5 protein-coding genes are annotated in these 25,893 nt (G+C 63.9%); all 5 read left to right on the plus strand.

What is annotated here, in order from left to right:
• Positions 1-4 precede the first annotated feature (4 nt).
• From CAI21_RS19505 to CAI21_RS19525, 5 genes are read left to right on the plus strand one after another with little or no spacing between them, the layout of a single operon-like run.
• Positions 5-1,876, plus strand: coding sequence for an IPT/TIG domain-containing protein (locus CAI21_RS19505; RefSeq protein WP_116303830.1), 1,872 nt, complete (start codon positions 5-7; stop codon positions 1,874-1,876).
• On the plus strand, positions 1,873-11,148 hold the full coding sequence (locus CAI21_RS19510; RefSeq protein WP_181919545.1) for an IPT/TIG domain-containing protein: 9,276 nt from the start codon (positions 1,873-1,875) through the stop codon (positions 11,146-11,148). The genes CAI21_RS19505 and CAI21_RS19510 overlap by 4 nt, the downstream gene beginning before the upstream one ends.
• Positions 11,142-20,066: an Ig-like domain-containing protein gene (locus CAI21_RS19515; RefSeq protein WP_116303832.1), complete on the plus strand. Its 8,925-nt coding sequence runs from the start codon at positions 11,142-11,144 to the stop codon at positions 20,064-20,066. Before CAI21_RS19510 ends, CAI21_RS19515 begins: the two co-directional genes overlap by 7 nt.
• A gap of 50 nt (positions 20,067-20,116) precedes the next feature.
• Positions 20,117-25,015, plus strand: a complete 4,899-nt coding sequence (locus CAI21_RS19520; protein ID WP_220348895.1) for a hypothetical protein — start codon at positions 20,117-20,119, stop codon at positions 25,013-25,015.
• Positions 25,002-25,880 (plus strand): peptidylprolyl isomerase, encoded by an 879-nt coding sequence (locus tag CAI21_RS19525; protein WP_181919546.1) that lies wholly within the window; start codon positions 25,002-25,004, stop codon positions 25,878-25,880. The genes CAI21_RS19520 and CAI21_RS19525 overlap by 14 nt, the downstream gene beginning before the upstream one ends.
• Positions 25,881-25,893: the final 13 nt, after the last annotated feature.

Raw genomic sequence — 25,893 nt, forward strand, 5'->3', positions numbered from 1 at the left:
TTTTGTGCACGATGTCTCGGTGAGCGGCTCAGTCGCCTACCTGGCGCTGGGCGAGCGCGGTGTGGCGACGGTCGATGTGACTAACCCGGCCGCGCCCTTGGTCACCGAAGGTATGGAAGCCTTCCCCGGCAACCGGCTGGAAGTGGTGTTGGCGAGCGACTACGCGGCCATTTCGGCAGGCCGGCGCGGCAGCGGCAATGTGGTGCAAGTGACGCCGGATGTGGTGCTCAAGGTGCATGGCATCCACCCCGCCAACGGCATACTCGATCGCGATGCCAATAACGAACTGGTGGTCTGGCTGCGCTTTAATAAAGCCATCGACAACTGGCCGGACAACCGCCATCGCTTCCGTTTGCTGGGCCCGGCCGGCGAGCCGCTGCCGGTCGAGGTGGCGATCAGCAATAACGACGCTCGGCTGACCCTGGTCGATGCCGGCGCTCTGCAAGCCGGCGACCGGCTCACTGCGGTGGCCGAAGCCGGCGTCGAGTCGGTCAATCTGCTCGATAACGGTGCGGTCACGCCGATGTACCGCTTGCGTCAGAGCCAGCAATTCCCGCTGCTGTATCGCGGCCGCCGGCCGGACAGCCTGCGGTTGGAAGCGGTGGTGCCGCGGCGCATACCGCTGGCCGCCGCCCACGAGATTACCGTTTCCGGTATCGGTATCCCCACCGATGCCGAGCGCGTCCGGGTCTACGTCGGTGCGCAAGCAGCCCGCATCGTCGACATCGAATCCAACGACGAGCGCGAACGCGCCGCGATTATTCGTGCCGAAGTGCCGGCGATTGCCAGCGCCGGTATTTACGATGTGGCGGTGGCCGTCGAGCGCTTCGGCGCCTGGGAAGAAGCCTTCCTGCGCGGCGCCTTGGCGGTCGATGCGCCCTTGCAGTTCGATGCCATCAGCCCGCAATGGGGCAGTGGCGCCGGCGGCGATACCGTCATCATCACCGGCCAGGGCTTCGAACCGGGCAACACGGTGATGGACGGCCTTAAGATCAAAATCGGCTCGGTGCCGGTGCGCAGCATTCGCGTGCTCTCCAGCGAGCAGATCGAAGTAGTCACCGGCGGTGGTACGCCGGGGCTGCACAACGTTTACGGCGAAGACCGCTACGGCACCCGGACGGTGCTATCCGGCGAGCAGGGCTTCGGTTACGGGCTGCGCCGCCTGGCCAGCCATCCGGCGCGCGATCTGTACCCGACCGATATCGTCATCGACCAGGCCACCGGGGTGGCGATCACCAACAGCGGTTTGTTCACCCGTCACTACGGTGGCATTGCTGTCGCCGGAGACGGCAACCTGAGCGGGCCGGTGTTCCAGGCCCACGGCCTGCTGTTCTCCGACCCCGTGTTGCTAAGCAGCTTCGACATTCAAAATGCCCGCCAACCGCTGCTGGTCGGCGGTGTCGGCGCTCTGCCTTCGGGCCCGAGCGGACGCAACGATCTAGCCGCTTACGCCGAGTACCTGCGGTTGAGCGGCAAAGCGTTCAACGCTGAGTTCGGCGAAGCGGCACTGAGCGATGAAGAGCGGCAACGCTACGAGGAGTTGCAGGCACAGCAGCCCTACCTGCCGATCGGCGCGGACTCGCTACGCATCCACAGTGTGATCGAGCGCGAGGAAGGCGTTGAGCGCAAGCGCTTGTACCTAGCCGCCGGTACTGCCGGTGCGGTGCGCTTCAATCTCGACGAGCAAAACGGCCTGCAGTTGCTGTCTCAAACTTTGCACGACGGTGGCAATATGACTGTCACCGATGTCCTTAAGTGGGGTAACAGCTTATTCGCTCTCCAGGCCGAGCTCGGCACCTTGGAGGGCGACGGGCCGCAGGAACCCTGCGATTTCGGACAGACCCGCAATAACGCCCGAGGGTGGCTGCAGCGGTGAACTACGCCGATCCGTACGACCCGGTGTACATCGGCGAGGATAGCGCGCCGATAGGAGCCAATACCTTGGTCACCGACGGCCGCTGGTTGTTCAGCGGCGGCACCCGGGCGTCGAGCGTGTGGGTGCCGGCTCCGCCGATCTGCGGCGGGCTATCTGCCGGCCTCGCCGGTGATCGGGACAGCTCGACCATCTCGGCGCAACATCTGTTCGACCCGGCCTTGACCCGGAGCTATAGGGTTGCGGGCAACGTGCATGACTTGGCGGTCTACGGCGATTATCTGCTCGCCGCGGTGGGCGACCAGGGTTTGGTCATCCTGCACCGCGACCGGCCGGAGCAAACCACGCGGCTTGAGCTGGGCAACACGCTGCAAGGCGTGGCCGGGCGCGGTAATCGCTTGCACCTGTTCGGCAATGTACTGCTGGTTGCCGGGGGCACCGGGGTGGTGGCGGTCGATATTCACGAACCGTTAGCGCCGCAGGTGATCTCGGCGGGCAACCAGGAAGCGGTCGCCGCGCTCGACATTTACCGCGAGCGCATCGTCGCCGTCGCCCCCGATCAAGCCATGACGGTGTTCGAGCTGCCCGGCGCGGTGGTGCTTGAGGCTTCCCTACCGGAAGGCGCCTTGATCGCCTCCGACGAAGGGCTTGAGCTGCAATTCAACGAGCCGATTACCGAGGTTTCGCTGGCGGCGGTCAGTGTACAGCGCGTGGGCGGTGAGGCCGTGCCGGTGACCGTGACGCCGTTGGGCGATGGCGAGGATGCCTACTCCCGCTATCGGTTCGAGTTCCCGCGCGAGCCGGGCGCGACCTATCAATTGCGGATCGACGAGGCCCGTAACCAACGCGGCGGGGCGCTGTGGCGGCCGTTTGTGACGCATCTGACGGCGGCGCCGGCGAACGCCCAGCGGCCAGTCATCGAGTGGGTGGAAAACGGCCTGGCACGGCGTGGCGACTATGCGGATATCGAAATCCACGGCGCCGGCTTCCGCAATAGCGCGGAACTGCAAGCCTACATCGGCCCCTATGCCCTGGACCCTGTGTGGGTCGACGAGAATACCTTGCGCTTGCCGGCCGGTAGCTTGGAGATGCTGCCGCTGCAACTGGGCGAGCATCACCTGCGGGTGGTCGATGGCGGGCTGACCGCAGCGCTGCCGGGTGCCATCGTGTTGGTCGAAGCGGCCGATCTGGTCGACTTCGAGCAGTCGACCGATACCGCTGGCACCCAAGGCGGTGCCGTGGTGGCGATCCGTAGCAACACCCCGGCCATTCTGCCGGGCACTAAGATCGTGCTGCGCTCGCCCAGCGGCGAGGAGATTCGCACCGAAGAAGTGGCGGCGGGCACCTACATCTCCGATCTTAAAGACAATGTGGTCAGCCTCGACGAGTTCCGCTTCCGCGCGCCGGGTGTGACCGCGCCCGAACTGTACCGGCTGTATCTGGTGCACGGCAGCGACGAGCTGTACGTCGGCAACCTGTCGTACACGATGAGCGAAGGCCGTTCGATCGACCTGCCGAATTACCCGCCGATGGTGGTCGGTGCCGCCGAAAGCCGCGGCGATATCCTCTTCGTCGGCGTTAAGGACGGTCCGGAGCCGAGTGCCGAGAACCGCTTCCTGATGCCCAGCGGTTTGGAGATCTACGACATTGCCGTCTGGGGTCGGCCGGTGCGGCTAGCGCAGATGCGCACCGAGCAGCCGGTGACCGGCCTGGTCAGCCAGGGCGGCGCCTTGTATCTGGCTAGCGGTAGCGACGGCTTGTTGGTCGTCGACGTGCACGATCTGAGCCGCCCGCTGCTGGTTCATAAACTGCCGGTGCCCGGTAATATCGCCAGCGACCTCGACCTGCATCGCGGGCGTGGCATCCTGGCCTTGGCGGCGCACAACGACTTGGGCACCGGTTTTGTCCGCTTCTTCGCTGTGAGCGACCCGGCGCTGGATCCGCCCGCCGGTTACAGCACCTTGGCCTTCGCCGAGGATGAACTGCGCGGTCGGCCGCTGGATGTGGCTTGGCGTGGCGATGCGCTTTATGTGCTGTTCGCCCAGGACGGCGCGCTCAAGCTGGCTATTTTCGAAGATTTGGGCGGCGAGCAGCGTTACCGCGTGCAAACGGTCGCGCGCGGCGCGGTGAGTAAGCTCGACAGTGTGTCCATGTTGGTGCAGCACGGCCAGGTGGTGGTGACCAGCGGCGATCAATACCTAGTCCTCCACCGCGATGCCGACGGCCACTACGATACCGCTTACTGGCAAAGCCTGGGCTCGGCGTCCAATGCCTTGTTTGCTAACGTCGGCGGGGTGTTCGTCGGTGGCGGGCGCGGCGCTACCGTGATGCCGACTCCGCGTTTGGCGGTCACCTCGATCGAGCCGCCGTCGGGCAGCGAACTTGCCTCCAGCGATCGGATTCGGGTCCAGCTCAGCCAGTTGTTCAATACCGAGGCCGAGGCCTTGGCGGCCGCCCTGACCTTGAGGCAGGCCGACGGCAGCGCGTTGCCGAGCGATGCCTATACTCTAGAGGGTATCAATACCTTGGCAGGCGGTTACATCGATATCCGCTTCACCGAGGCTTTGACGTATGAGGGCGGGCTGACGCTGCAGGTCGGCACCGAGCTGCGTGCGCTCAACGGCGAGCCGCTCACTGTGGCGGTCAGCGCCGACTACACCCTAATCGACGGTCAGCGGCCGCGTATCGAAGGCGTGGCGCGGATCCGCGACGGCGAGCCGGGGCTGCATTATTTCCATGCCGACGGCAATGAACAGGCCGTGGTGTTCGGCGCAGGTTTCGGCAGCGATCCGGACAGCTTACGGTTATGGGTGGGCGATGAGGCGATTCCGGCGGCGGCGATCAGCGGCGTTGCCGACGACGCCATTTACTTCGACCTGCCGCGTCTGCGCCTGCCGACCGCCAGCGCAAGTTTGAGTCTCACCGTCGAGCGCGGCGGCATCGCGGCCGTGAGCCCGGGCGCCTTGGTTGTGCTGCCGCGCGTCTCCATCGAGGATATCGATCCGGCCTCCGGCCCGCCGCAGGGCGGCAACTTCGTCGATATCCGCGGCCGCGGCTTCAGCCACGCGACGACGGTCCATTTCGGCAGCGCTCAGGTCGGCGATCTGCGCCTGCTGAGCAGCAACCACCTGCGCGTGCGGGTGCCGGCCGGCGACTTCGGCTATACCGATGTCATTGCCGGCAGCGAGTTGTTCCCGGACGAGCAGGATGTTTACCGCGACGGCTACTTCTACGCGGGCCGCGAAACCGGCTCGGTGGATCTATCCGCTGGCGACCACCGCTCCAGCCCGGTTACCGCCATCGCACTGGGCGATCAAATCGTCTACGCCGTCACCGGCGGCGGCTACGAACTCGTCGATCGCACTGGCAAGGTGGTGGGTTACCCGACCACCAGCCGAGCGCAATTAGTAGTGGCCGATATTTCCGACCCGGTGCGGCCGGATGTCGTCTACCGCCAGTTCGCCGACCTGGAGCAGCCGTATCATCTGGATGAGACGCTGCCGCCGGACGGCTTCCGCGATATCGTCCTGGACGAGCGGGATCTCTACCTGTTGGGCGGCGATCGGCTCTATCACTTCGATATTACCCTGGCGGCCGAGCCGTTACTGCTGAGCGTCGAGCAACTGCCGGCGCTGGGTAACCGGCTGGCGGTGGCGGACGGGCTGATTTACGTCAGCGGCGACGACGGCCTGGCTGTCTATCGCCGCGACGTCGAACGGCGGCTGCAGCAAATAGTCCGGATTGACCGCGAGCGCCTCGGCGGTACGCCGGGGGCGCTGCAAGTCAGCGGCCGTCACCTCACCGTGGCGCTGACCGACGCCCAGGAAATCCTGCGGCTCGACCTCACCGGCGGCGATTTCGCGGTGGCCGAGCGCTTTGCCAGCGTCGACCGCGCCGGCTATGCGTTCGCCGCCGAAGATATCCTGGTGCGGGGCGATCGCGTGCTGGCCAGCAGCGGCCGCAGCGCTAAAGTGGTGCTCTACGCGCTGCAACCGAACGAGCGCACTGCGGCAGTCGCTGAACTGCCGCTGGCGTATCTGCTGCGCAACGGCGATATCTTCGCCGGTCGCTTGCAGCTCGCAGGCCAGACATTGTACGTGGCGGCCGGCGAAGGCGACGTGCAGTTGTTCGACATCTCGCCCTGGCTGGACGGTCAGTATCAGCGCGCCGTCCAGTTGCAGCACTACTTCTCGGTGACCGGCGCGGTCAACGCGCTCGCCTTCGGCGGCGACGCCATCTACGCCGGCACCGCCTACATCTATGTCGACGGACAACCAACCGGCAACCCGATCGCATCGGCTGTCGCGGCCGGCAGCCTGGGCGGCGGGTTGAACACCATCGTCAACGATCAGTTGGTGATTGTCGATCAGACACCGCAACCGATGGCCACACATCCGATTGATCAAGCGGTGGCGGTGCAGTTCAACCGCATCCTCGACCCCGAGCAATTGCGCGATGTCGCCGACCGCCTGTTGGAAGTCAGCCTGTCCGGCGCGCCGATACCGGGCTACGTCTCCTCGCAGGTGAATAACACGGGCACGCGTCTGTACTTCCGCCCGGCGAGCGATTTCCAAGACGGTCGTCGCTATCGGGTCCGGGTCAGTCAAGCGGTGCGCGATCTGCACGGTAACACCCTGCCGGCGGAATACAGCTTCCGCTTCGATGCCGCTGCCGACGCGCAGCCGGCCATTGAGCGGCTGGAGCCGGTGCACGGTTCTTGGCGCGGTGGCGACGAGATCCGCTTGCTGGGCACCGGTTTTACCGGCGGCACCGAAATTGTGCTCGGCGGTCAGGCGGTGGACCCGGCCGCTATCGTCTCGCTGACGGCGGACGAGGTCCGCTTCCGCTTGCCGCGGCTGGACAGCCGGCCGACGGATAACCGCTTGGTCGGCCTTGAAGTGCGTAACGGCGCGATGAGCGATTTCCGCGCCGGCGCCTTCACCTACGTCGCCGAGCCCAGCATCGAGCAAATCGGCACCTTCGAGCCGCTCGCCGACGGTTTTAACCCCTATCAACATCGTTTGCTGTACCAAAGCGACCAGCGCGTCGCCATCGTCGGCGAAGGTCTGGGGCCGATGACGCGGATTACCGCCAATGGCCTGCCAGTGCGTGACGTGCGCCTGGAAGGCGCCGATATGCTCAGCTTCCTGCTGCCGGAGAACCTGCTGGGGCCGGTGAGCCTGGAGGTCGGCAATATGCACAACGGGCTGGACGCGATCAGCAACGACTCCTTGAGCGTCGGCCTCGGGCCCGTCTCGCAGCTTCGAGGAGTACGCGCCAGTGACCGCGCCGGTGACTTGTTACTGGTTGCCGGGAGCACGCCTGAGCTGTACACGACCCGCGACGGCGCTGCGCCGGTGTTCCTCTCCGTGCTGGAGTGGGACGGCGCCGGAGTGGCCGCTTTGGCGCTGAGCCAGGACTACGCCCTGATGGCGACCACGGCCGCCGAGTTGTTGGTCTACGACTTGAGCAATGTCTACGCGCCCAAGCGGCTGCACCGCTTCAGCAACCCAAGCGGCAAGGCCTTCCAACGCCTGGCGCTGAGCGGCAGCGCTATCGTGGCCGATGACGGCGAGCAAATCCTGCTGGGTCGGATCGGCGGCGAGGAATGGCAAGTGCTGACCGACTCGGTGATCGACTTCGGCGTGCAGGAGCAGATGTTGTATCTGCTCACCGACTTTACGCTAGAGGTCCGCCACCTCCACACGCCGGAAACGATCGTCGCCGAGCTGTATCACTCAGTGATTAACCCGCAGGCCTTACAGCTCTCGCCGCAGCGTCTGCTGCTGCACGGTGCCAGCAACCTACAGCTTTACGACACCGGTCGCGTGCCGCACGGCGGCGAGTTGCGAGCACTGGGCGTGCGTAGCATCGGCGGCATGACTAGTGCGGTGTTGAACGGTGAACTGCTTGCCGTGCATCGTAGCGACCGGAGTTTGATGCTATACGACGTCCGCCCGGCGCTTGAGCTAGGCGAAGACCTGCGGCTGGCGACGGTAGCCGAGGTGTTCATCGACGATACGGCGCCGGAGCGGCTGCGCTTCCAGCGCAACTTGCTGGAATGGGGCGCCGCACAGCAGTATCACAATGTGCGCGTACCGGTGGCCAACGTCTTAGGACCGGTGCCGGGGGTGCGGATCGGTGCGGACGACGAGCAGGTTGCTTTGGCCGTTACCGGCGCTCCTGCCGCTTGGTCGCAGGTTCTGTTGGATGTCATCCGTGAAGAGGATGACTACCGCATGACCGGTGAGTCCCGCCTGCTGGGCGAACAGTTGCAATTGCTACTCGGTGCCGACCGCTATACTGCGCAGAGCGGCTACCGGGTGGCCTTGTTCAATCCGCCGGCCGACGTGGTCCAGGGCGTCGAGATCGACTATGCCATGCCCTGGTACCTGCAAGCGGCCGACGTGTTCGGGCTGGAGCCGCTGGCGCTGAGCGGCCTGCGTCCCGGCACGACAATCAGCAATCGGCTCACCGAATTCACCGTCTACGGCAGCGGTTTACACCAGGCCGAGCAGCTGAGGTTGGGTGGCTTGCAACTTGAGCCGGCGCAGTGGACGGTCAATGACGCAGGCAGCGAGCTGCGCTTTAGCGCCGCCGTGCCGGAGGCTGGGCTGCATGCCTTGCGCGTGACTCAGGCCGGGCAAACCGAGGTGTTGCCGGCGGCGGTATTCGTCGGCCAAGCCCTGGAACTCCACACGGTAAGCACCGACCATGCCGAAGCGGCGGATCGGGTCAGCGAGGCCGGTGGTACGCAGGTAAGCGTCACCGGGCTGGGCTTTGAAGGCGAGCTGTCCGTGCACTGGCTTGAGCATGGTGCCGGCTTCGTGCCTAGCGACAATAACCGCGTCAGCTTCCGGAAAACCGCCGAAGGGCTGGTGTTCAGCGCACCGGCGGTCGAGCACGGTGTGCAGTATCAGGTCGTGGTGCGCAAGCCGGCCACTGGCGAAGAGGTGACTGCCGCCGAGCTGCTCACCGGCATTGACGACGTGCCGCCGCGCTTGATTACGACGCAGCGGCTTGGCTACGTGGAGCCGTTGCGCCTGACCTTCGATGAACCGATGATGGCGGATCATCTCCAGGTGATTGCCGTGGTGCAGGATTACTCCGGCGCCGAACCGCTCGATGTGAGCGACCGCTTCGAGCTGCGGGTAACGGGTAATATCGTCGAAGCACGGCTGCGCAGCGGTGCCCTGGAACACAACCGGATTTACCAGCTCGTCATCGACGGCCTAGCGGACCGCCAGGGCAACCTGCCGGTACAACGCGCCGATCTCAACAACGGGCGTTATGAGCATGAGTTCGTCAGCCAAGACGTGCTGCCACCGCGTGAGCTGGCGCTGAGTCTCGACGGCAACCCGCTGACCGCCGCGACCCAGTTGACCCGCGGCCGCAGCTATACCTTCCAGCCAAGCGCGGAAGACAATCGTGACCCGGCCGAGGCGCTTCGCTTCTCGGCGCGGGTGTCCACTAACGGCGGTATAAGCTTCGGCCCTTATCAGTCGCTCAACCAAGGGTTGGTCTATCACGCGCAGGAAAGCGACGGCCAGTTCGCCGTCATCCTGCGCGCCGAGGATCGTGCCGGCAACTACGCCGAGCAGCGCTTCGACGCCGCCGTGGTCGACCCCGAGATCCATGTTTCGCCGGTGTATACCGCCCCCGAGCTGGTCGAGGAAATGAGTCGCGCCGATATTCGCTTCGATATCAGCGGCGACGGCGATCTAATCACTCGCGCCGAGCTGCGCGTGTTCGATACCTGGTATCCGTTGGCGGTGGACTTCGACCCGAATACCCGCACGGCGACGACCAGCCTGTCCTACTTGCATCCCAAACTGGCGGATATCGAGCCGTCCGATCAGGTGCCGGTGCGCCTGCATCTGGAATACGGTTTCGCCGGCACGCGCCAGGTCGACGACAGTTACACACTACATCTCGATGTGACGCCGCCGACCTTGCAGATCGTAACCCCGGGAGACGGCGATCGCGTGCTGCTCGACGAGCCGCTCGACGTGATCTTCCAGGCCTTCGACCGTTACGGCATCGACCGCATCGAAGTGGCGGTGAACGGCGGTGGTTGGGAAGCGACCGCACGGCCGGACCGCTTTACCTATACGCCGACCTCGACCGATCCGCTGACTATCGCCGCCCGTGCCTGGGACCCGAACGAGAACGTCAGCGACGTTAAGACCATTACCGTGCAGCCGTACGACGCCAGCCTCGGCGAGCCGGCGGTGGACATCCTCGCGCCGGCCAACGGGGCCGAGTTCTACGAAGGCGAGGCGGTCGAGTTCGAGCTGATGATGCGCAACGTGCCGCAGGCCGAACTGTACTTCGACGTCGGCGGCGTGGAGAGCGAGGAGCCGGTGACCACGCTGACCCGCTCGCTGGAGGAAACCACGCGCTTTGCCCATAGCGAGCGCTTGCCGATCATCAACGACAGTGCCGTTGTGGTGGTGCGCTTGGAAGTCGACGGCCTGCGCGCGCGCCGCTTCCTCAACGTGCTGCGCAACGACGGCATCGACGCCGAGCCGACGCTCAAGCTGCTGCCGGCAACAAGCGTGCTGGGCGGTACCGAGCTGTGGGTGCAGGCCGCGCGCCCGGAAAGCATGCCGACGTTTGCCGACAGTTCGGCCGTGTTGGTACGCGATCCGGCCACCGGCATGCCGGTAGCGAGTATCCCGATGGATGGTGTCGCCCGTGGCGTGGCGTTGTCCGTCGACGGTGCGGCGGTCGCGGTGGAAGCGCTGCTGCGCGACCGCTCCGATAACGAGCTGGCGATCAACGAAACCCTAACCAAACTGCCTTACCTCGGCGCGACGACGAGTATCGTCGCCAGCCTGCCACGCACCGACGGCCGCTTAGAGCAGTTCGCCGTGGCGCCGGGTGTGGCCGCCGGCGAGGGCCTAGTGTGGGCAGTCGGCGGCCTCGACGGCGGCTATCAGCTACGCGATATCGACGGTGTGCTGCATCAGGCGCCGGCTGCGCGCCTGCATCAATTGCACTACACCGGCAGCGGTCTGCTGGCGGAAGAAGAGCTGGGCGGCGAACGGGCTCTGTTGTTCTGGCCGTTGATCGACGGCGCCTGGGCCGACCCTGTGCGGCAGCCGCTACTCGGCGAGTTGGTGGGCGCCAGCGGCGACACCTTCTTTGTCCAACACGGGCGTTTGTTTACGCCGTATCAATTCCAGCACGGCGAGTTCATCGCCGGTATCGGTCAGCTGCTGACGAGGCGCCGCGCGCCGCCCAAGTCGACGCCCAGTATCTGTATGTGCTGAGCGAGTCGGGGCTGTATCGTTTCTATAGCGAACACGGCGGTTTGGTACGGCAAGCCCTCGTTGCGCTACCGGGGCAGGATGGTTTCCATATTGCCGGCGAGCGGTTGCTAAGCTGGGCCGGCGAAACCCTGCGCTTTGCCCGGCTCGATACCGAAGGGCACCTGGCCGAGACGGCGACGGTGGCCGCCGGTGGCCCGGTATACCAGGCGCGTGCCGACGGTGAACTCGTGTGGTTGCAGGTGGATGGCCCCTACGCCGACAACACCTGGCAGGTTTATCGCGACGCGGAGCTGGTTGGATTGTGGCGCAATGGTGCCAGCGAGTTGCAGTTCGCCGGCGATGCCTTGTACGAACGGGTGGTAAGCGCCGAGCGCACAGAGCTGCGCCGTCGCCAGCTGCGAGCAAGCGCCGAGGACACTCCGTTCGAGCCGCAGCTGACCGAGCTGGCGCAGGGCGTACTGATCAGCGGCGTGGCCGACAGCGCCAGCTTGGGTGGTAGCGAGGTGCAATTCACCGACGCCGCCGGCCGTGTTCTGCCCGCCGCCCCGCATTGGGATGGCGAACGGCAGTGGTTCTTGCCGCGTGCGGCGCTTACCGGCGGCGAGCTTCGCGTGCTGCGCCGCGACCGCGCCGGCCAGCAAGTCGAAATCAGCCTCAGCTATCTCAGCAGCGGCTACACCGCGATCGACACGGTGAGGCCGGATACCGGCACCACGCTGACCGCCGGTGCCGTGGTGCCGGTGCAGGTCAGCCTGGATGAGGCGGCCCGCATTCGGCGGTTGGAACTCGGCCAGGGCACGTTGGCGCGGCCGTTTAGCGCCAGCGTCGACGGCGGTGCCGCGCAGTGGCTGGCGTTGGACGAGGCGGTCGGTTCGCAGGCCTTCGAGCTGCGCGTCAACGGCAGCGTCGAGCGCAGCATCGATTTGAGTCTGGCGGCTAACGACCCCGAGCGGGATGAGGTTCTGTTGCTGCAGCCGCAGCACAACCGCGGCTTTATCGCCGGCGAGGCGATTACGGTGGAATACCGGGCCAGCGAGCGCGGCGAGCCGTTCCGCCATGCCGAGATCAGTCTGTACGACTTCAACCGCAATCTGCTGGGTCGCGTCTACAGCGCCCGCGCCGCCGGCCAGCTCGCCCTGCGTGCCCCGGCGGTAAGCGAGCAGGACAATCTGTTCGTGCGCGTGCGTGCCTACTACGGCGAGCAGTATCGCTATAGCGAATCCGAAGTCGGCATCCGTGTGTTCCCCGAACTACAGCAGCCGAGCTTTACCCTGGAAGGTGTGCAGCCGCAGGTATTGGTCGGCTCTTATCAGCACCTGCGCATCAGTGGCGAGTTGGCTGCCGATGCCGTGGCAAGCTTGGTGGTGCGCGCCGAGGACGGTAGCACCTTGTTCGCCGGCGAGCGCGAGTTGGAGTTCACCGTCCCCGAGGCGGTCGACTCGCTCCGTGTCGTGGCCAGCGTGGCCGACCCGTACGGCAACCGCAGCGAAATCAAGCGCGACATCCGAGTGGTGGATACGCTGGGCGTGCAGCGCCTGGGCCAAACCCGCAGTTTCGATTTGGCCCTGCCCGATGTGGGGGATGCCGTTTTCATCAGCGGCCGCCAACTGCGCGATCTGGACGGCGCCCTGCTCGCCACCTTGGAAGCGCCGGTAACCGCCGTCGCCCCGCTCGGCGAGCGTTTATTAGTGGCACAGCAAGGTATCGGGTTAGTCGTGCTGGACCCGACCGATGATTACCGTGTGTTATCGACGCAGCCATTGAGCCAGCCGGTGACGGCCTTGGCGGCGGTGGATGAGCGGGTGCTGGCAGTAATAGGCCGCGAGCTCACGGGTTTCGAGGTTGCCGGCAACGCCCTGGAGCCGGTCGCGAATCTGAGCCTGTCCGGGCCGGTACTCGATATTCAGGCAGCCGATGGCGGCTTTGTCGTCCTGAGCCGCTTGCAGGTCGCGCGGCTGGCGGCGGACTTCAGTATCCGCCACACCCGCTCCGGCGAGTTCAGCGCCATGGCGAGCCACGGCGACCTGCTCTACGTCGCGTCACCCCAGGGCCGCCTGCATGTGCTGACGCCGGACTTCAACGAACAGCGCTTCGAGTTAGGCGTAGCGGCCGATCGCCTGCTGCGGTTGCAGGGGCAATTGCTGGCGCTGTCGGCTCGTGAACAGAGCGTGCAGATCATCGACGTGGCCAGCGGCCGACAGCCGCTGTTGGTCGGTACCTATCCGCTGATACTCGGCGAGCGTGTGGACGGTGCGGTGCTGATTGGCGGCCGCGTGTGGATCGGCGGTGCCACCGGAACCGTGCTGGGTCTAGACTTCGCCGCCGGTGAGAGCCGGGCGCTGTTTGAGCCGGAGCGCCAGCGCGGCTTGATCCGCGACGTCGCCGTCGCCCACGGTGCAGTGACTCTCGGCGCCGATCACTATGGCGCCATTCGCCTAGATCGCGATGCCGCCGGCGGCTGGCAGTCGCGGGTCTATCCGGCGGCGTATACCGAAGCCAGTCAGGGTGTGGCGGCCGCACTCGACACGCGGTATTTGGTGCAGCCGGGCCATGCACGGGTCATCGGCCTGGATCGGGTCGAGCGGGCATTCGAGGTGTTCGGTGGCGGTGCTTATCGTCATATCGCCCTCACCCAGGATTACGTGGTCGCCAGCCGCGGTTCCACCTTGTACTTCGCCGACCGGCACGAGCCGTCGCGGCGCGATAGCCTGGAGCTGGAGACTGGCGATGCCATCGAGTCGCTGGTGGCGGTGCAGGAACGTGTCTTCGTCGGTACTGTGAACGGCCGTGTGCATAGCGTACGGCCGGGCGGGCTGCCCTTGGTCGATGCCGTGGTCGAGGTGAACAACCTCTTGAACGCAGCAAGCCCGATTCGCTTGCTAGCGAGCGATGGCGATCACTTGTTCTACGCGCTGGATAATGTCGTCTACCGGCTGCGGTTGGTGGATATGACCGACTCGGTGATGCGTTTCGACGGCCCGATCACGGCGCTGCATTATGCTCAAGGCCGTCTGTGGATAGCGACCGGCGAGCAGGTGCAGGCGCTCGACCCGATTCAATGGCGGCTGCTCGACTACACGATCGATTTTGACGCCAGCGTGACTGCGTTGGCCGCCGAAGACGGTTGGCTAGTGGGCGGTAAGGGTGGTTTTGGCTTTGAGTTGCGGGAGCTGCCGGCTGCCTGGCTAAGCGCCAACCCGGCGCTGGCCGCACCGGCACCCAATACTGTGTTCAGCCAGGGCGAGCATATTCGCTTCGCGCTGGAGGACAGCCGCGGCGTCAACGCAGTGCGTTACTACCTCGACGGCGAGCTGGTGGCGCGCAGCAGTCAGGCGCCGTTTAGCGCCCGGGTACCGGTGCTCGCCTCGCTACGCAACGGCTTCCCGTTCGAGCTGCACAGCGAGATCGAAACGGTAACCGGCGAAGTGCTGAGATCCGCCCCGCGGCGCGTATTACTGCAAGGCGAGGAGCTGCCGGCCAATCCGTTCAGCGTCAGCGTCGAGTTGGAGAACTTCTACTTACCGCGGCCATTGCGGATGCAGGCCCACGTGCATAACAGCACGCAGCCGGTGCAGCAGGTCGAGTTCTACGCCAGCGCGAGCCCCAATGGGCCGTTTGAGATTCTCGGTCGTCACTACGGCCCCGAGTACATCATCGAGCGCAACTTCGATCTTAGCCACAGCGGGCACTACATCAGGGTGCGCGCGGTGGATATCTACGGCAATTACGTTGAATCCTCCGCGCAGAGCTTCCCGCGCCTGTTGGACCCGTTCCCGCCCAACGCAACGATTAGCGTCGACGGGCCGATGATCGACGGCCGCCTGGCCGCGGGCCATCCGTTTACCGTCAATGTCGAGCTGGACGACTCGCAAAGCGGCATCGACTACGCTTTGTTGAGCCGCGATGGCTTGATTGTCGCCGCCGCCTTCGACGCCGGCGTGTTCAGCTACCAAGAAGCCCCGGCGCAGGCCGGTGCGACGCTGAATTACTCGGTGATTGTGGTCGATAATGCGGGTAACGAGCGGCAAGTGGCGGCGAGCTTCGCTATTGTCGAAGATAACCCGCCGAGTCTCGATGCCATCGAGGCGCCGGAGCAGGTGCGCGAGCAAAGCCGCTTCCCGGTGCGGATTAGCGCAAGCGATGCAGTCGCCTTGCGCGAAGTGCGTGTGCACTGGCACGGCGAGACCTTCCGCCGCAGCTACGACAATGCGCCGCGTACCGTGACCGCAAGCTTTGACATATTGGATTCGCGCGCTTTGCGCCTGGATACTGCGCATACCCAGACCCTGCTGGTCGAGGTCGAGGACAGCCGCGGCCAGGTGGTGAGCGATACGGTTGAAATTACCGTGGTGCCGGACAGCCCGCCGGATGCTTCGCAGTTGGTGGTCGACGTGCCGGGTAGTGCGTTCTTCAATAGTCTGCTTCGCGTCAGCGTCGGCAATCTGTGGGCGGTGGACGATGGCGCGCGGCTGGAGCTGGCGGCTATCGACCACAGCAGCCCAACGCCGCAGATTGCTTATCGACGCAGCCTGACGCAGGACAGCGTGAACTTCTCCTTATCCACCCCGCGCGATGGTCGTCATGGCGATGAGATGCGCTTTAGTCTGCGGGTAACCGACGAGCTGGGTCAGGTTGACGAGACCGAGCCGTTCAGCATCGTGCTGACGCAGCGGCCTAACGCCATCGAGTTCTACCGTGGCGGCGATGCCGATCTCAACCGCAGTTTCGCCACCGTCGGCGAGCCGTTGCCGTTGCAGGTTCGGGTGCTCGATTCCGCCGGTCGCTACGTGCCGGCTCAGAGCGTGCGCTGGGTGCTGCAGCGCCTCGACGGCAGTCTCGACGACGTCGAGCTGGGCGTGAGCGAGACGAACGCCGCCGGTTTGGCGAGCTTGGATATGGATACCGTGCGCACCAGCGGGCAGTACCGCGTGCGGGCCGAAGTGATCCCGTACGGCAGTACGGTGAACACCGCCCATCCGCTGCAAATCCTGCCGGGGCCGGCCAGTGGCGTGTTGGTGAGCCATATTCCCCCGCTGGAAGCCGGCCAGGCCTTTGGCTTTGCGCTGGAAGCGGTCGATGAGGCGGGCAATGCCGCCACTGGTGTGGGTGAGGTCAAAGTGCTGGCTGAGGTGGTGGCGCCGTCCTTCCACTTCGGCTTCGCTGACCATGTAAGGACTGAGCCGCTAGTGGGCGATGAAGGTCATGCCGGCGAGCGGGCAGTGATCACTTTGCGTCAAGGTCGCGCCGAGGTGAGCGCCACGGCGAGTCGAATGGTAGGCGACTACAGCATGCAGTTGCAGGCAGTGGGTGGCGACAGCTTCGAGTTCCGCTACGATCACGACGGTAACCCCAATACCCTGCCGGAAACCGTCGACGCCGTGCCGTTGCGCGTGCTGGCGCGGGCGCCGTCCCAGTTGCTGTTCGAACTGGCCGAGATCGACTCGCAGGAGCCGCTTGGTCGCCCCGATGTGCTGGAAGCCGGCGATACAGCACACATGCAGCTCAGTTTGGTCGACGATTTCGGTAACCGAGTCAGCACCTTGCGTAACGCCGACAACAGTCGACGCGATGCCGATTTCAGCGCCGCTCTGCGGGTGACGGGATCGGCGCAGCTGAACGGGCTCGGCAACGAAGCGACGGTCGACCTGGTGCGTGGCCGGGCGAGCTTCCCAGTCAGCAATGAGGCGGTGGAAGAGGTGCTGCTGAGCGTGGAGCAATTGCAGCCGGAACTGGCCGACTTGCCGCTGAATGCCGAATACCGTCTCGACTTCGCCAAGCGACCGCCGGCGATTGGTGCGGCGGCCTTTAGCCAGCCGCACGACAGCACCGAACCGACTTTGCTGTTCACTTATACCGAGCCGGTGATCGCCGAGCGTAACGGCCAACCGGTGCGTTTGTACCTCGATGACGCGCCGGTTTACGGTCATGCTCGCGTCGACGAAACGACGGTCGAGTTCGTCTTCCAAGGTTTCGAGTTGAACCGCTGCTATCGCTATAGCACCGCCGACTCGAACCTGATCGGCCTAGCCGAAGAGGACGCCGTGCTCGTACAGGAAGGTGAGATTTGCGGCCCGCAGGTCGCCCTGCCGCAGCAAGGCAACGGTTATGCGCTGGAGCAAACCAGCCTGACGCTTGCGCTAGAATTCGGCGACGGCATCGACCGCAGCGCGATTAGCAACGGCCGGGTGCTGATCGACGAGGTCGAGCACCCGTTCGACTGGAGCGAGGGCGAAATCACCCTGCCGCGCCATACCGACACGGGCGTGGACGATGGCACGCCGGTTCGCATCGAGCTGAGCGGTTTGTACCAAGGCGAGCCGCTGCGAGTGGCGAATACCCTCTCCATACGTATTCTGCAGCGCGACGGCGACTACGACGGCGACGGCCTGCCGAACTGGCTGGAATACGAAATGGGCTACGATCCGACGTTGGCCGATACCAGCGGCAACGGCATCAATGACGGCGACGAAGACTACTCCGGCAACGGGTTGACCAACCTGCAAGAGCTGCACTACGGCACCAATCCGCTGCTATGGGATACCAGCGGTAACGGTATCAGCGATTACGACGAGATCTACGTCTACGGCACCGATCCGCTCAAGCTCGACACCGACGGCGACGGCCTGCCGGACGATCTGGAGATTTATCTAGGCTCCGATCCGACTGACCCGAACAGCATCGCCGACATCAGCGACTATGTGGTCGGCCTGACGGTCACGCCGACGGAGTCCCGCGTGTTCCTCAGCAACAACACCGGACCGATCCAACTCAGCGTTGAGGCTCAAGTTCGCGCGAACGATAAGGACTACGTTATCGATGTGACCGAAGATCGCTTCGGCGCCGAATTTGCCGTGTCCGAGCCAGCCGTCGCTCAGTACCAAGCGGATGGCTCCTTCATTGTGGTGGGCCACGGCGAGGCGGAACTCCTGGTTTCCTTGGGCCAACATACTGCGGTTAGCGTGCTACATGTCGATGAAGGTACGGATGCAGGCGTCCGCCTTATGCCGCTTGACCCGCCGCAGGTGTTATACCGCAACGCGGATCATGCTCGCCTATGGCTGGAGATCTCCGGCAGCGAACCCACCGAAGTCGAGTGCGCTTGGCTGGACGGTAAGGAGTTACAACTGGCTTGGCGTGCCGAGTGCTACTTCCAGTATTTCTATGAAGGTAGCGTAGGAAGTGTGCCGCAAGCTCTGCAACTTGTGCTCCCGGATGGCGTGCCCAATGACGCTGATGGCACCTTGACGGTATCCACTTATGGGTTGCTTGATGGGGTCACGGAGGAGTTCCAGATTCAAGTGCCGGTTGTGGATGCTCCTCTACCTGTGATCGATGTCGCGCCGGAGCTGGGCGATAGGATCGAGTTACGGGTCGGCGAGGCTTTGGACATCCCGTTGGAGATCAGCGGCGGAGCTAAGAACCGCGTTTGGATCGAGTATCTCATCGACGGGGAGCCTTTGGTGCCGGAGTTGCGGTATCCGGCTCTAGACGTTGGCGAGCCAGTCAGCGGCCGCTTTAACACCGTTACCTCAAGCAGCCAATGGAATGCCCATGGTTTGAGTAACGTGCATTGGTACTCGATTCGGGTCGAAGAGGCTGGTGTCTTCGAAATTGAAATGGATACCGAGCTTTCTTTGCTGTTGTTCGAGGATACGGGGGAGCCGGTTGCTGAAGACCTTGTGTATGCATGGTCGCGTGACCCTTGGTTTACTGCAGATAAGTTGCCGTTATCGCAAGGGCGCTATTTGCTTGCGGTAGTGCCCGCCGAGGCCGATGTCTCGGAAGTTCTGACGGGCACTGTGCGTTGCACTCGATGTCAGCCGCAATCGTACACCTTGGTTCTGCGTCCGTGTACCGATGGGCACTACGGCTATGGGTATGTGCGGACATGCTCGATTGAAGATGTCGACGGCGGCTGGGGGAACGGAGGCAGCAACTTAAATGCGGCGCAGGCTTTCCACCCAGTGCAGCATAAGGACCGGAGCGTTCGCTACAAGGCTGAGCGCAACATTGTCCGCTTCGGCGCGGACCAGGTCGGCGAACGCCAGCTAACGCTACGTCTTCGGGAGGCTCAGGCGGGAGGCGCCGAACGCGTACTCGACGATGTCGCTAGCTTCACGGTTAATGTGATGCCGAGCGATTGCGGGACCCCACAGGCCGAGGTGAAGTATCCATTGGAGGAGGGGCCGATTTATCTGTCTGAAGGCAACGTCCGTCCGGTTAGGTTCAGTGCCGATGCGCCCAGCGGGGTTTCCGCTCTTACGTGGTTGAATCGCCCGAGCAACTTAGCTGAGGACAGCTATCGGCTCGTGCGCCGAGAGGGCTCCGATTATGTATTGCTGCCGCGCTTTCGGGATGCGTGGTCGTGGCTGGTAAGCGACGAGGGGGCCGTGGCCGCGAGCGAGTCGACTAGCTTTGACGCTCTGGCCTCTGACGCTCCCGGCGACGCTTATTTCGATTCTTATCGTGTGTATGAAGCAATCGCTAACGCCGGACTGAGCGAACTGAAGTTTGGGATTGAGTCGGTGTGCGGCGCCTACGCAGAACTCACCGTGCCACTGACGGTACGCGAGGCGCCCGCTCCTGAGGTTTCCTTGCTTGATATGCCGGCGGAGATGAACCTGAGCACAGGGCAAATGTTTAGCGTTTCCTCGGAAGTTATCGATAGCGGCCGGAGTGCGAAGCATATTGGGCTGGTGTTCTCCCCCGAGGATACGGAGCAGGCGTGGAGTCAGGTAGCGGAAAACCTTCAGCGGATGACCGCTCCCGCGACCAGTTGGACCGGGTGGGGCTCCCGGCCGGCGGTTAGCGCTCGCTTAGGCGAGGGAGGTTTGCTCGGCTGGCATAGCTGGCGGTCAATGGTGCCTCGGTACGAGCTTCTGAACCAATACGCAGCGGTGCCGGGGGGCATTTATTAGCGCTTGGAGATGACATAGTCGAGCAAGACCGCTTCTTCTATCGGCTGCCCGTGACTATGTTGCCGCAAATGGCCGGCGATGGGTTCTTCCGTCTAGTCGTCCTCGACGACGCGGGGCAAGCTAATTTCAGCGATGAGCGGATCGTTGTGGAGATTGAGCCGTCTCAGTTGTTGCATGAGGTGGCGCTGGAACTGCCCGAATACAGCATACCGCCAGGCGCAGAGCTTAGCGGCCGCTTGGTCGTGACGAGAAAAGTGGAATTTGTCGATAGAGCGGTTGTAGAAATCCAGGGGGCCATTGAAAGTTCCGCGCAACAGAATTTCTCTCTGCGCGCGGATGGAGACCGGCGGCAGGTTGTAGACTTTACGGCCACGCTCGATACTTCGTTGCAGGCGGGCGAACAGATTGCAGTGACCGTGACCGCCTACGATGTCTATGGTCGAGCCGTCAGCGAGTCGGCAGTGCTCGAAGTCGGCGAATGGGGTACGCGCCAGGTTGTCGTTGATGACGAGCGCACGCTCAACTCCGGTGCCGACGTTGAGGATTACCGTTTTGCCGGCTTAACGGTTGCCGAAGGTGGTGTGCTGCGCCTTTCGACCTTTGTCGACTTGCCGCAGCTTGCTTCGCTGCATATCCAAAGCGGCGGCCGTGTCGAGTTCTTCGGCAGCTTGGAACGCCGTCACCTTCAGGTTCGTGATCAGTTGCGTATCGACGCGGGCGGCGTCTTACAGGTAACGCCGTTCAATGCGCGCTGGTGGAGTTTGCATAACGTTCTGTATTACGGCGCCCCGCATGGCGGCGATACCGCCCTGCGGGACGGCGTTAGCCGTTACCGTGCCTACGGCTCCGTCAAAGAGCCTCTGTTTCCGGGGGAGAGTGCTATTAGGTCGGCAGGGCCTGGCAGCATTGGCCATAGTGCAGCCGCCGGCGGCGGTGCGCTCAGAGTCGACGCAGGAAGCCTGGCCCTGTTCGGCGAAATCGGCGCCGTTGGCGCCGATGCTGAAGGCAACTTCTGTACGGGTCGTGTGTCTTGCCACTATGGCAGTGGCGCCGGCGGCAGTCTGGACTTGCGCTTCGGTCACGTTGAGGGCGATGGCCGAATCACAGTGGACGGTGGCGCAGCGCGTTCGCAACAAGGCTCGGGTAGCGGCGGCCGGGTCGCCATTCGTTACGACAGTTACGGCGACGGCTCGCAAACTCTGGAGGAAGGCCTGCGGATCCACGCGCGAGCCGGCGCGGTGCCGAGCGAGGGTTACGCGGGTGGGCCGGGTACGATTTTCGTCCAGCGCTTAGGCCAGACCTACGGTGATTTGATCGTCGATGCCGACGGTCGCGGCGAGGCGGATGCGGGCGCCCCGTCTCGTCCGCAGGCCACGCTGCCTTCCGTTGGCGTGCATGTAGTAACGGCGGTCGAGTATCTCGGCGACGGCCTGTATCGGGTATTTGCCGCCGAAGACGCCTGGCTTTTGCCGGACGATGCCGCTTGGCGCTCCCAAGATGGCTTCGATACGACGGGCCACACAATGTGGCGCACCAGCCTCGTCGGGCGGAAGATCAGCTTTGATAGCGCCGTTTACGACGCGGCCACCTATGAGATCGTCGATAGCGCGGTCGATAGTTTGGTCGTGCGGGCCGACACGGACCTCAGCATTTACATCGGCGCGACTTTGCAGGGCGTTTACCAGTTCGATGCCGTTAACGTGCGCGGCGGGGCGAAGCTGGCGGCGGCTGATCTTGTCATCGCGGACCAGGTTTCGGTGACGGACTGGTGGGCGATTAGCGATGCCGCCCTCCTCAGCCGTGGCGCCCAGACGCTGGGCGATGTCGTTGTCGAGGATACAACGCGCACCTTCGAAAGCGCGGTGACCGCAGACTCGTTGAGTTTGCGGAACGCGGAGGTCTTTGTCCCGGTTGCTTTGCAGATTAGCGGCGACTTGGAACTCGATAGCAACAGCCGGTTGGCGGCGCACAGCATCCATGTTCAGGGAAATGTGCGCCTGACAGACGACGCCGTGCTACATAGCAGCAGGCTGTGGGTCGGGGGCGATGTCGAAGTCGCCGGAGCGTCGGTGAATACCGACGTAGCGACGTTCGCCGGCGATCTGCGGGCAACGGGCGACTTGCTGTTGAGGGCTACCGAGGCCGGGATCGAGGGTTCTCTCGTACTCGAAACCGCTCATGTTCTAGTCGGTATGCATGAACCGATCAAGGTCGGTGCGGATATGCTCTTGCGCGACGGAGCGGTGCTGACGGTCCCGTCTCCTGCCCAAGAAGCGCCTTACCCGCTGCATTTGGAGGTTGCCGGAACCGTCAGTATTGACTCCGACTCCTTCATCGATGTTAGCGGTAAGGGGTATTACCGCAGCCAGCGGGCGCCGTTCGTTCCCGCCGACGGCGATCACCAAAGTTGCCACGGCGGGGTTCGCGTCTCGGCGCAGGCGGATTGCGTCGTCGGGCATTATGAGCGCGCCCGTTTTGCCGGCGGCGCTTCTCGAGGTGAATTGCCTGGCGGCGGTTATGTCACGCTTCAGGCGGAATCCTTGCTGTTGTACGGCGGCATCCTCGCCAACGGTATGGATGCGTCGTGGGATGATTCGACTGCGGGCGGCGGTATCCACATCGAGGTGGAATCGCTGGTCGGTGGCGGCCGCTTGGAAGCGGTGGGCGGCTCGGTCGTGGACAGCAATTCCAACAGCAATGCCGCCGCGGGCGGCGGCCGAATCAGCTTATACGGCGACGATCTCGCCGGCTTCGACTTCTCTTCGACCACCGCCCGCGGCGGTCTGAACAACCCCGCAGGTACTCGTCCCTCCGCTGGTGCCGGTACGGTCTACTGGCAGGAATCGGGCGCTGATTATGGCCATTTACACATCGTCGGCACTGGGTTTAGGCCCGCCGGCGGGAGTACGCCGGTGCGAGCCGTGGGACGCCACGAAATCATCGAGATCAGCTCCCTCGGCGATCACCGATGGCGCATCGGTGTGGCGGATGGCGACTGGGAGCCGAGCGATACCGACAGGCAGCGGGGACTTGCCGGGCATTGGGTCCAGTTGGGTGAGGATGCGGACACCGCACAGCGTTATCGTGTGATCGATAACGCGGAGACCAGCCTTATTCTCCACAGCAGCGAAGATCTTGCCGCGCGCTATGCGGTGGGCGACGTGCTTGTCGGTGTGCATGTCTTCGAGACGCTCACCATCGCCGATGAGGCCTCGGTCGACTTCGGCGATGACCGCTTGATCGTTAACAATCCAGCCGCTTCGTCGCTAGAGCGGAGCGAACTGCTGGTCGGCGAAGTGGATGTCAGCACTTTCGATTGGCTGGTCCAGGAGGCCGTTGACAGCAACATCGAGGTGTCCGGCGATGCGAGAACCTCGGGCGATATGATCTTGGGCGAAGACAGATACCTAGTTGTACAAGGTCACCTGCGGGTGGCCGGAACTCTGGGCCTGGGTCAGCGTGCCGAACTCCATGCAGGGGCCGTGTCGGCCACCGACGCCTTGCTGGTGAACGCCACACTGGCGAGCCGGTATCTCAACGTGAACAATAACCTAAGCTTGATGGAGGGTGCGGTACTCACCGCGCCGGGTATGAACGGCCGGATAAATGCCGTGGCGGATGCGCGGCTAGAAGTCGATGTCGATGGCTCGATCTTCGTCGATCAAGACTCCCGCATCGACGTGTCGGCGCAAGGCTTTGGCCACCGCCAGCATGGACCGTTCGGAACTTTGGGGGCCTGGAACGGCTGTCACGCCGGCGTCGCTCAGGGCCGCACGGCTGACTGTATCTACGGCCGCTACGATCTACCCCGCTTCCCGGGCAGTGGCGGTAATAACTCGGGCGCCGGCGGCGGTGTAGCGATCGTTCGCGCCGGTGCCCTGGCCTTGAACGGGCAACTGTTGGCCGATCACCGTAACAACGGTGCCGCGGGCGGTTCGATCGATGTAACGGTGACTGACTTGACCGGCTCGGGTTCGATTTCCGCCGCCGGCGGTTGGAATGCCAGCGGCGGCCGGGTCGCGCTACGCGCCCACGGCTTCTCCGACTTTAATTTAGGTAATATCCGTGCCACCGCCGGCGGCGGTGCGCCGGGAACGATTTATCTGGAGAACCTTGCCGAGGACACCCTGCATCTGCGAGTCGATAACGATGGCTTGAATGCCACCGGGGCAGTCCACGCGCGCGCCTTTGGCGAGTACCGTGTGGTGGGCGTGAACCAGCTCAGCCAAGGCCTGTGGGAGCTTGAAATCGCCGATGCACAAGGCATCCGGCAGCGGCTCGAAGGGCAGCTCGCTGCCCTCGGCGAAGGCTCGTTGGTGGGGTATGACCTTAGCGTCGATGCGCCGCGGGTTCTTACCATTACGGCCGACCCTGACTGGGACGGTCCGTGGATCAATATCGGCCATCTGATTCAGGTAGTGGACTTGGATACCGGTGGGTCGCATACCAGCCACTCCTTCTATTACAACGAGGATGCGGGCCCTGCCGCCGACCTGGAATGGAACCATGATTTACCGGCGGGTAACTACCGTATCGTGGTGGGCAGCCAGCCCTGGTTCGACGCGGAGGCCGCTTTGGCTGGTGAACGCAATGCTCCAGGTGCGGCGAGCCGCTTCCGTTTCGATGCCGTTACCGTCGATCCCGCCTCGGCGGCCGCCGAAGGGCCGGTCGACGGTATGTGGGTCGATCTCGACGCCACCGATCCGGAAAGCCCCTTGTACCGCATCGAAACCGGTTCCGTAGACCGTCTGGTGATTCGTACCGACGACGACCTCTCGCCGTTGCTCGGCAACCGTATAACCGGCGCTCACGTCTTCGATACGGTACATATCACCGGTAACGGACAATTCGATGCCGGCGCTGAGCGGCTGGTGATTCGGGATCCGGACGGCTCCCAGATTGATGAAGGTGGATTGATTACTCACGATGATTTTTATGAGCAAGAATAAGCAAAGCGATATAATGCCAATGAACGGGATGGGGGATTTGAAAGGGATGCTCAAACGTACTGTGCTCGCTTTAGGAATCGTTCTCGTGTTAGCCGCCTGTTCGCGCGGCGGCGACGAGGATGCGGTGGCGCGAATCGGCGATAAAACCATCAGCGAGGCCGAGTTCAGCGCTCACCTCGATTTCAAGCGTATTCCCGCCGATGATGCGCGCCGGCGCGAGGCTGCTTTGCAGCAGTATGTCGAACGCGAAGCGCTCGCCACCGTCATCGAACAAAGCGACGTGCTGGATCGCGCGGCGATCCAGGCCGAGTTGAACGAATTCCGCCAGGAAATGTTGATCAGCCGGTATTTCCAAGCCTTTCTCAACGACCGCGTTACCGAGGAAGCGATCGAATCCTACTACCTCAATAACGCCGACAACTATCAGCACCGGCAAGTCCGCGTCGCGCACATCTTGCAGCGCACCCACAGCGGTATGGACGAGTCCGAGCGGCAGGCCAAGCTGACCACGCTGCAAGAGGCCTACTCCAAGCTCCGCGCGGGAGCGGATTTTGCCGAACTGGTGCAACAGTATTCCGAAGACCAAGTGTCGGCGGCAAAAGGCGGCGATCTGGGCTGGCTGCGCGAAGGCACGATCAGCACCCGCTTCTCCGAAGTGGCCTTTAACACGCCGGCCGGAGAGCTGAGCGAGCCCTTCGAGACGCCGTTCGGCTTCCATATCGTGAAAGTGCTGGAAAGCCCGATGACGGTGAAACAGCCGCTGGAAGCCGTGCGCGGCAACATCCGCCACCAGTTGCGTAACCAGGCGCGGGAAGCCGAGCTGGAGCGCCTGCTGGGCGAGATTGAGATCGAAACGGCGGATTAAACCAATCCGACAG

Origin of the sequence: Alkalilimnicola ehrlichii (genome assembly GCF_003399765.1) — a bacterium.
In the GTDB taxonomy this organism is placed as follows: Bacteria; Pseudomonadota; Gammaproteobacteria; order Nitrococcales; family AK92; genus AK92.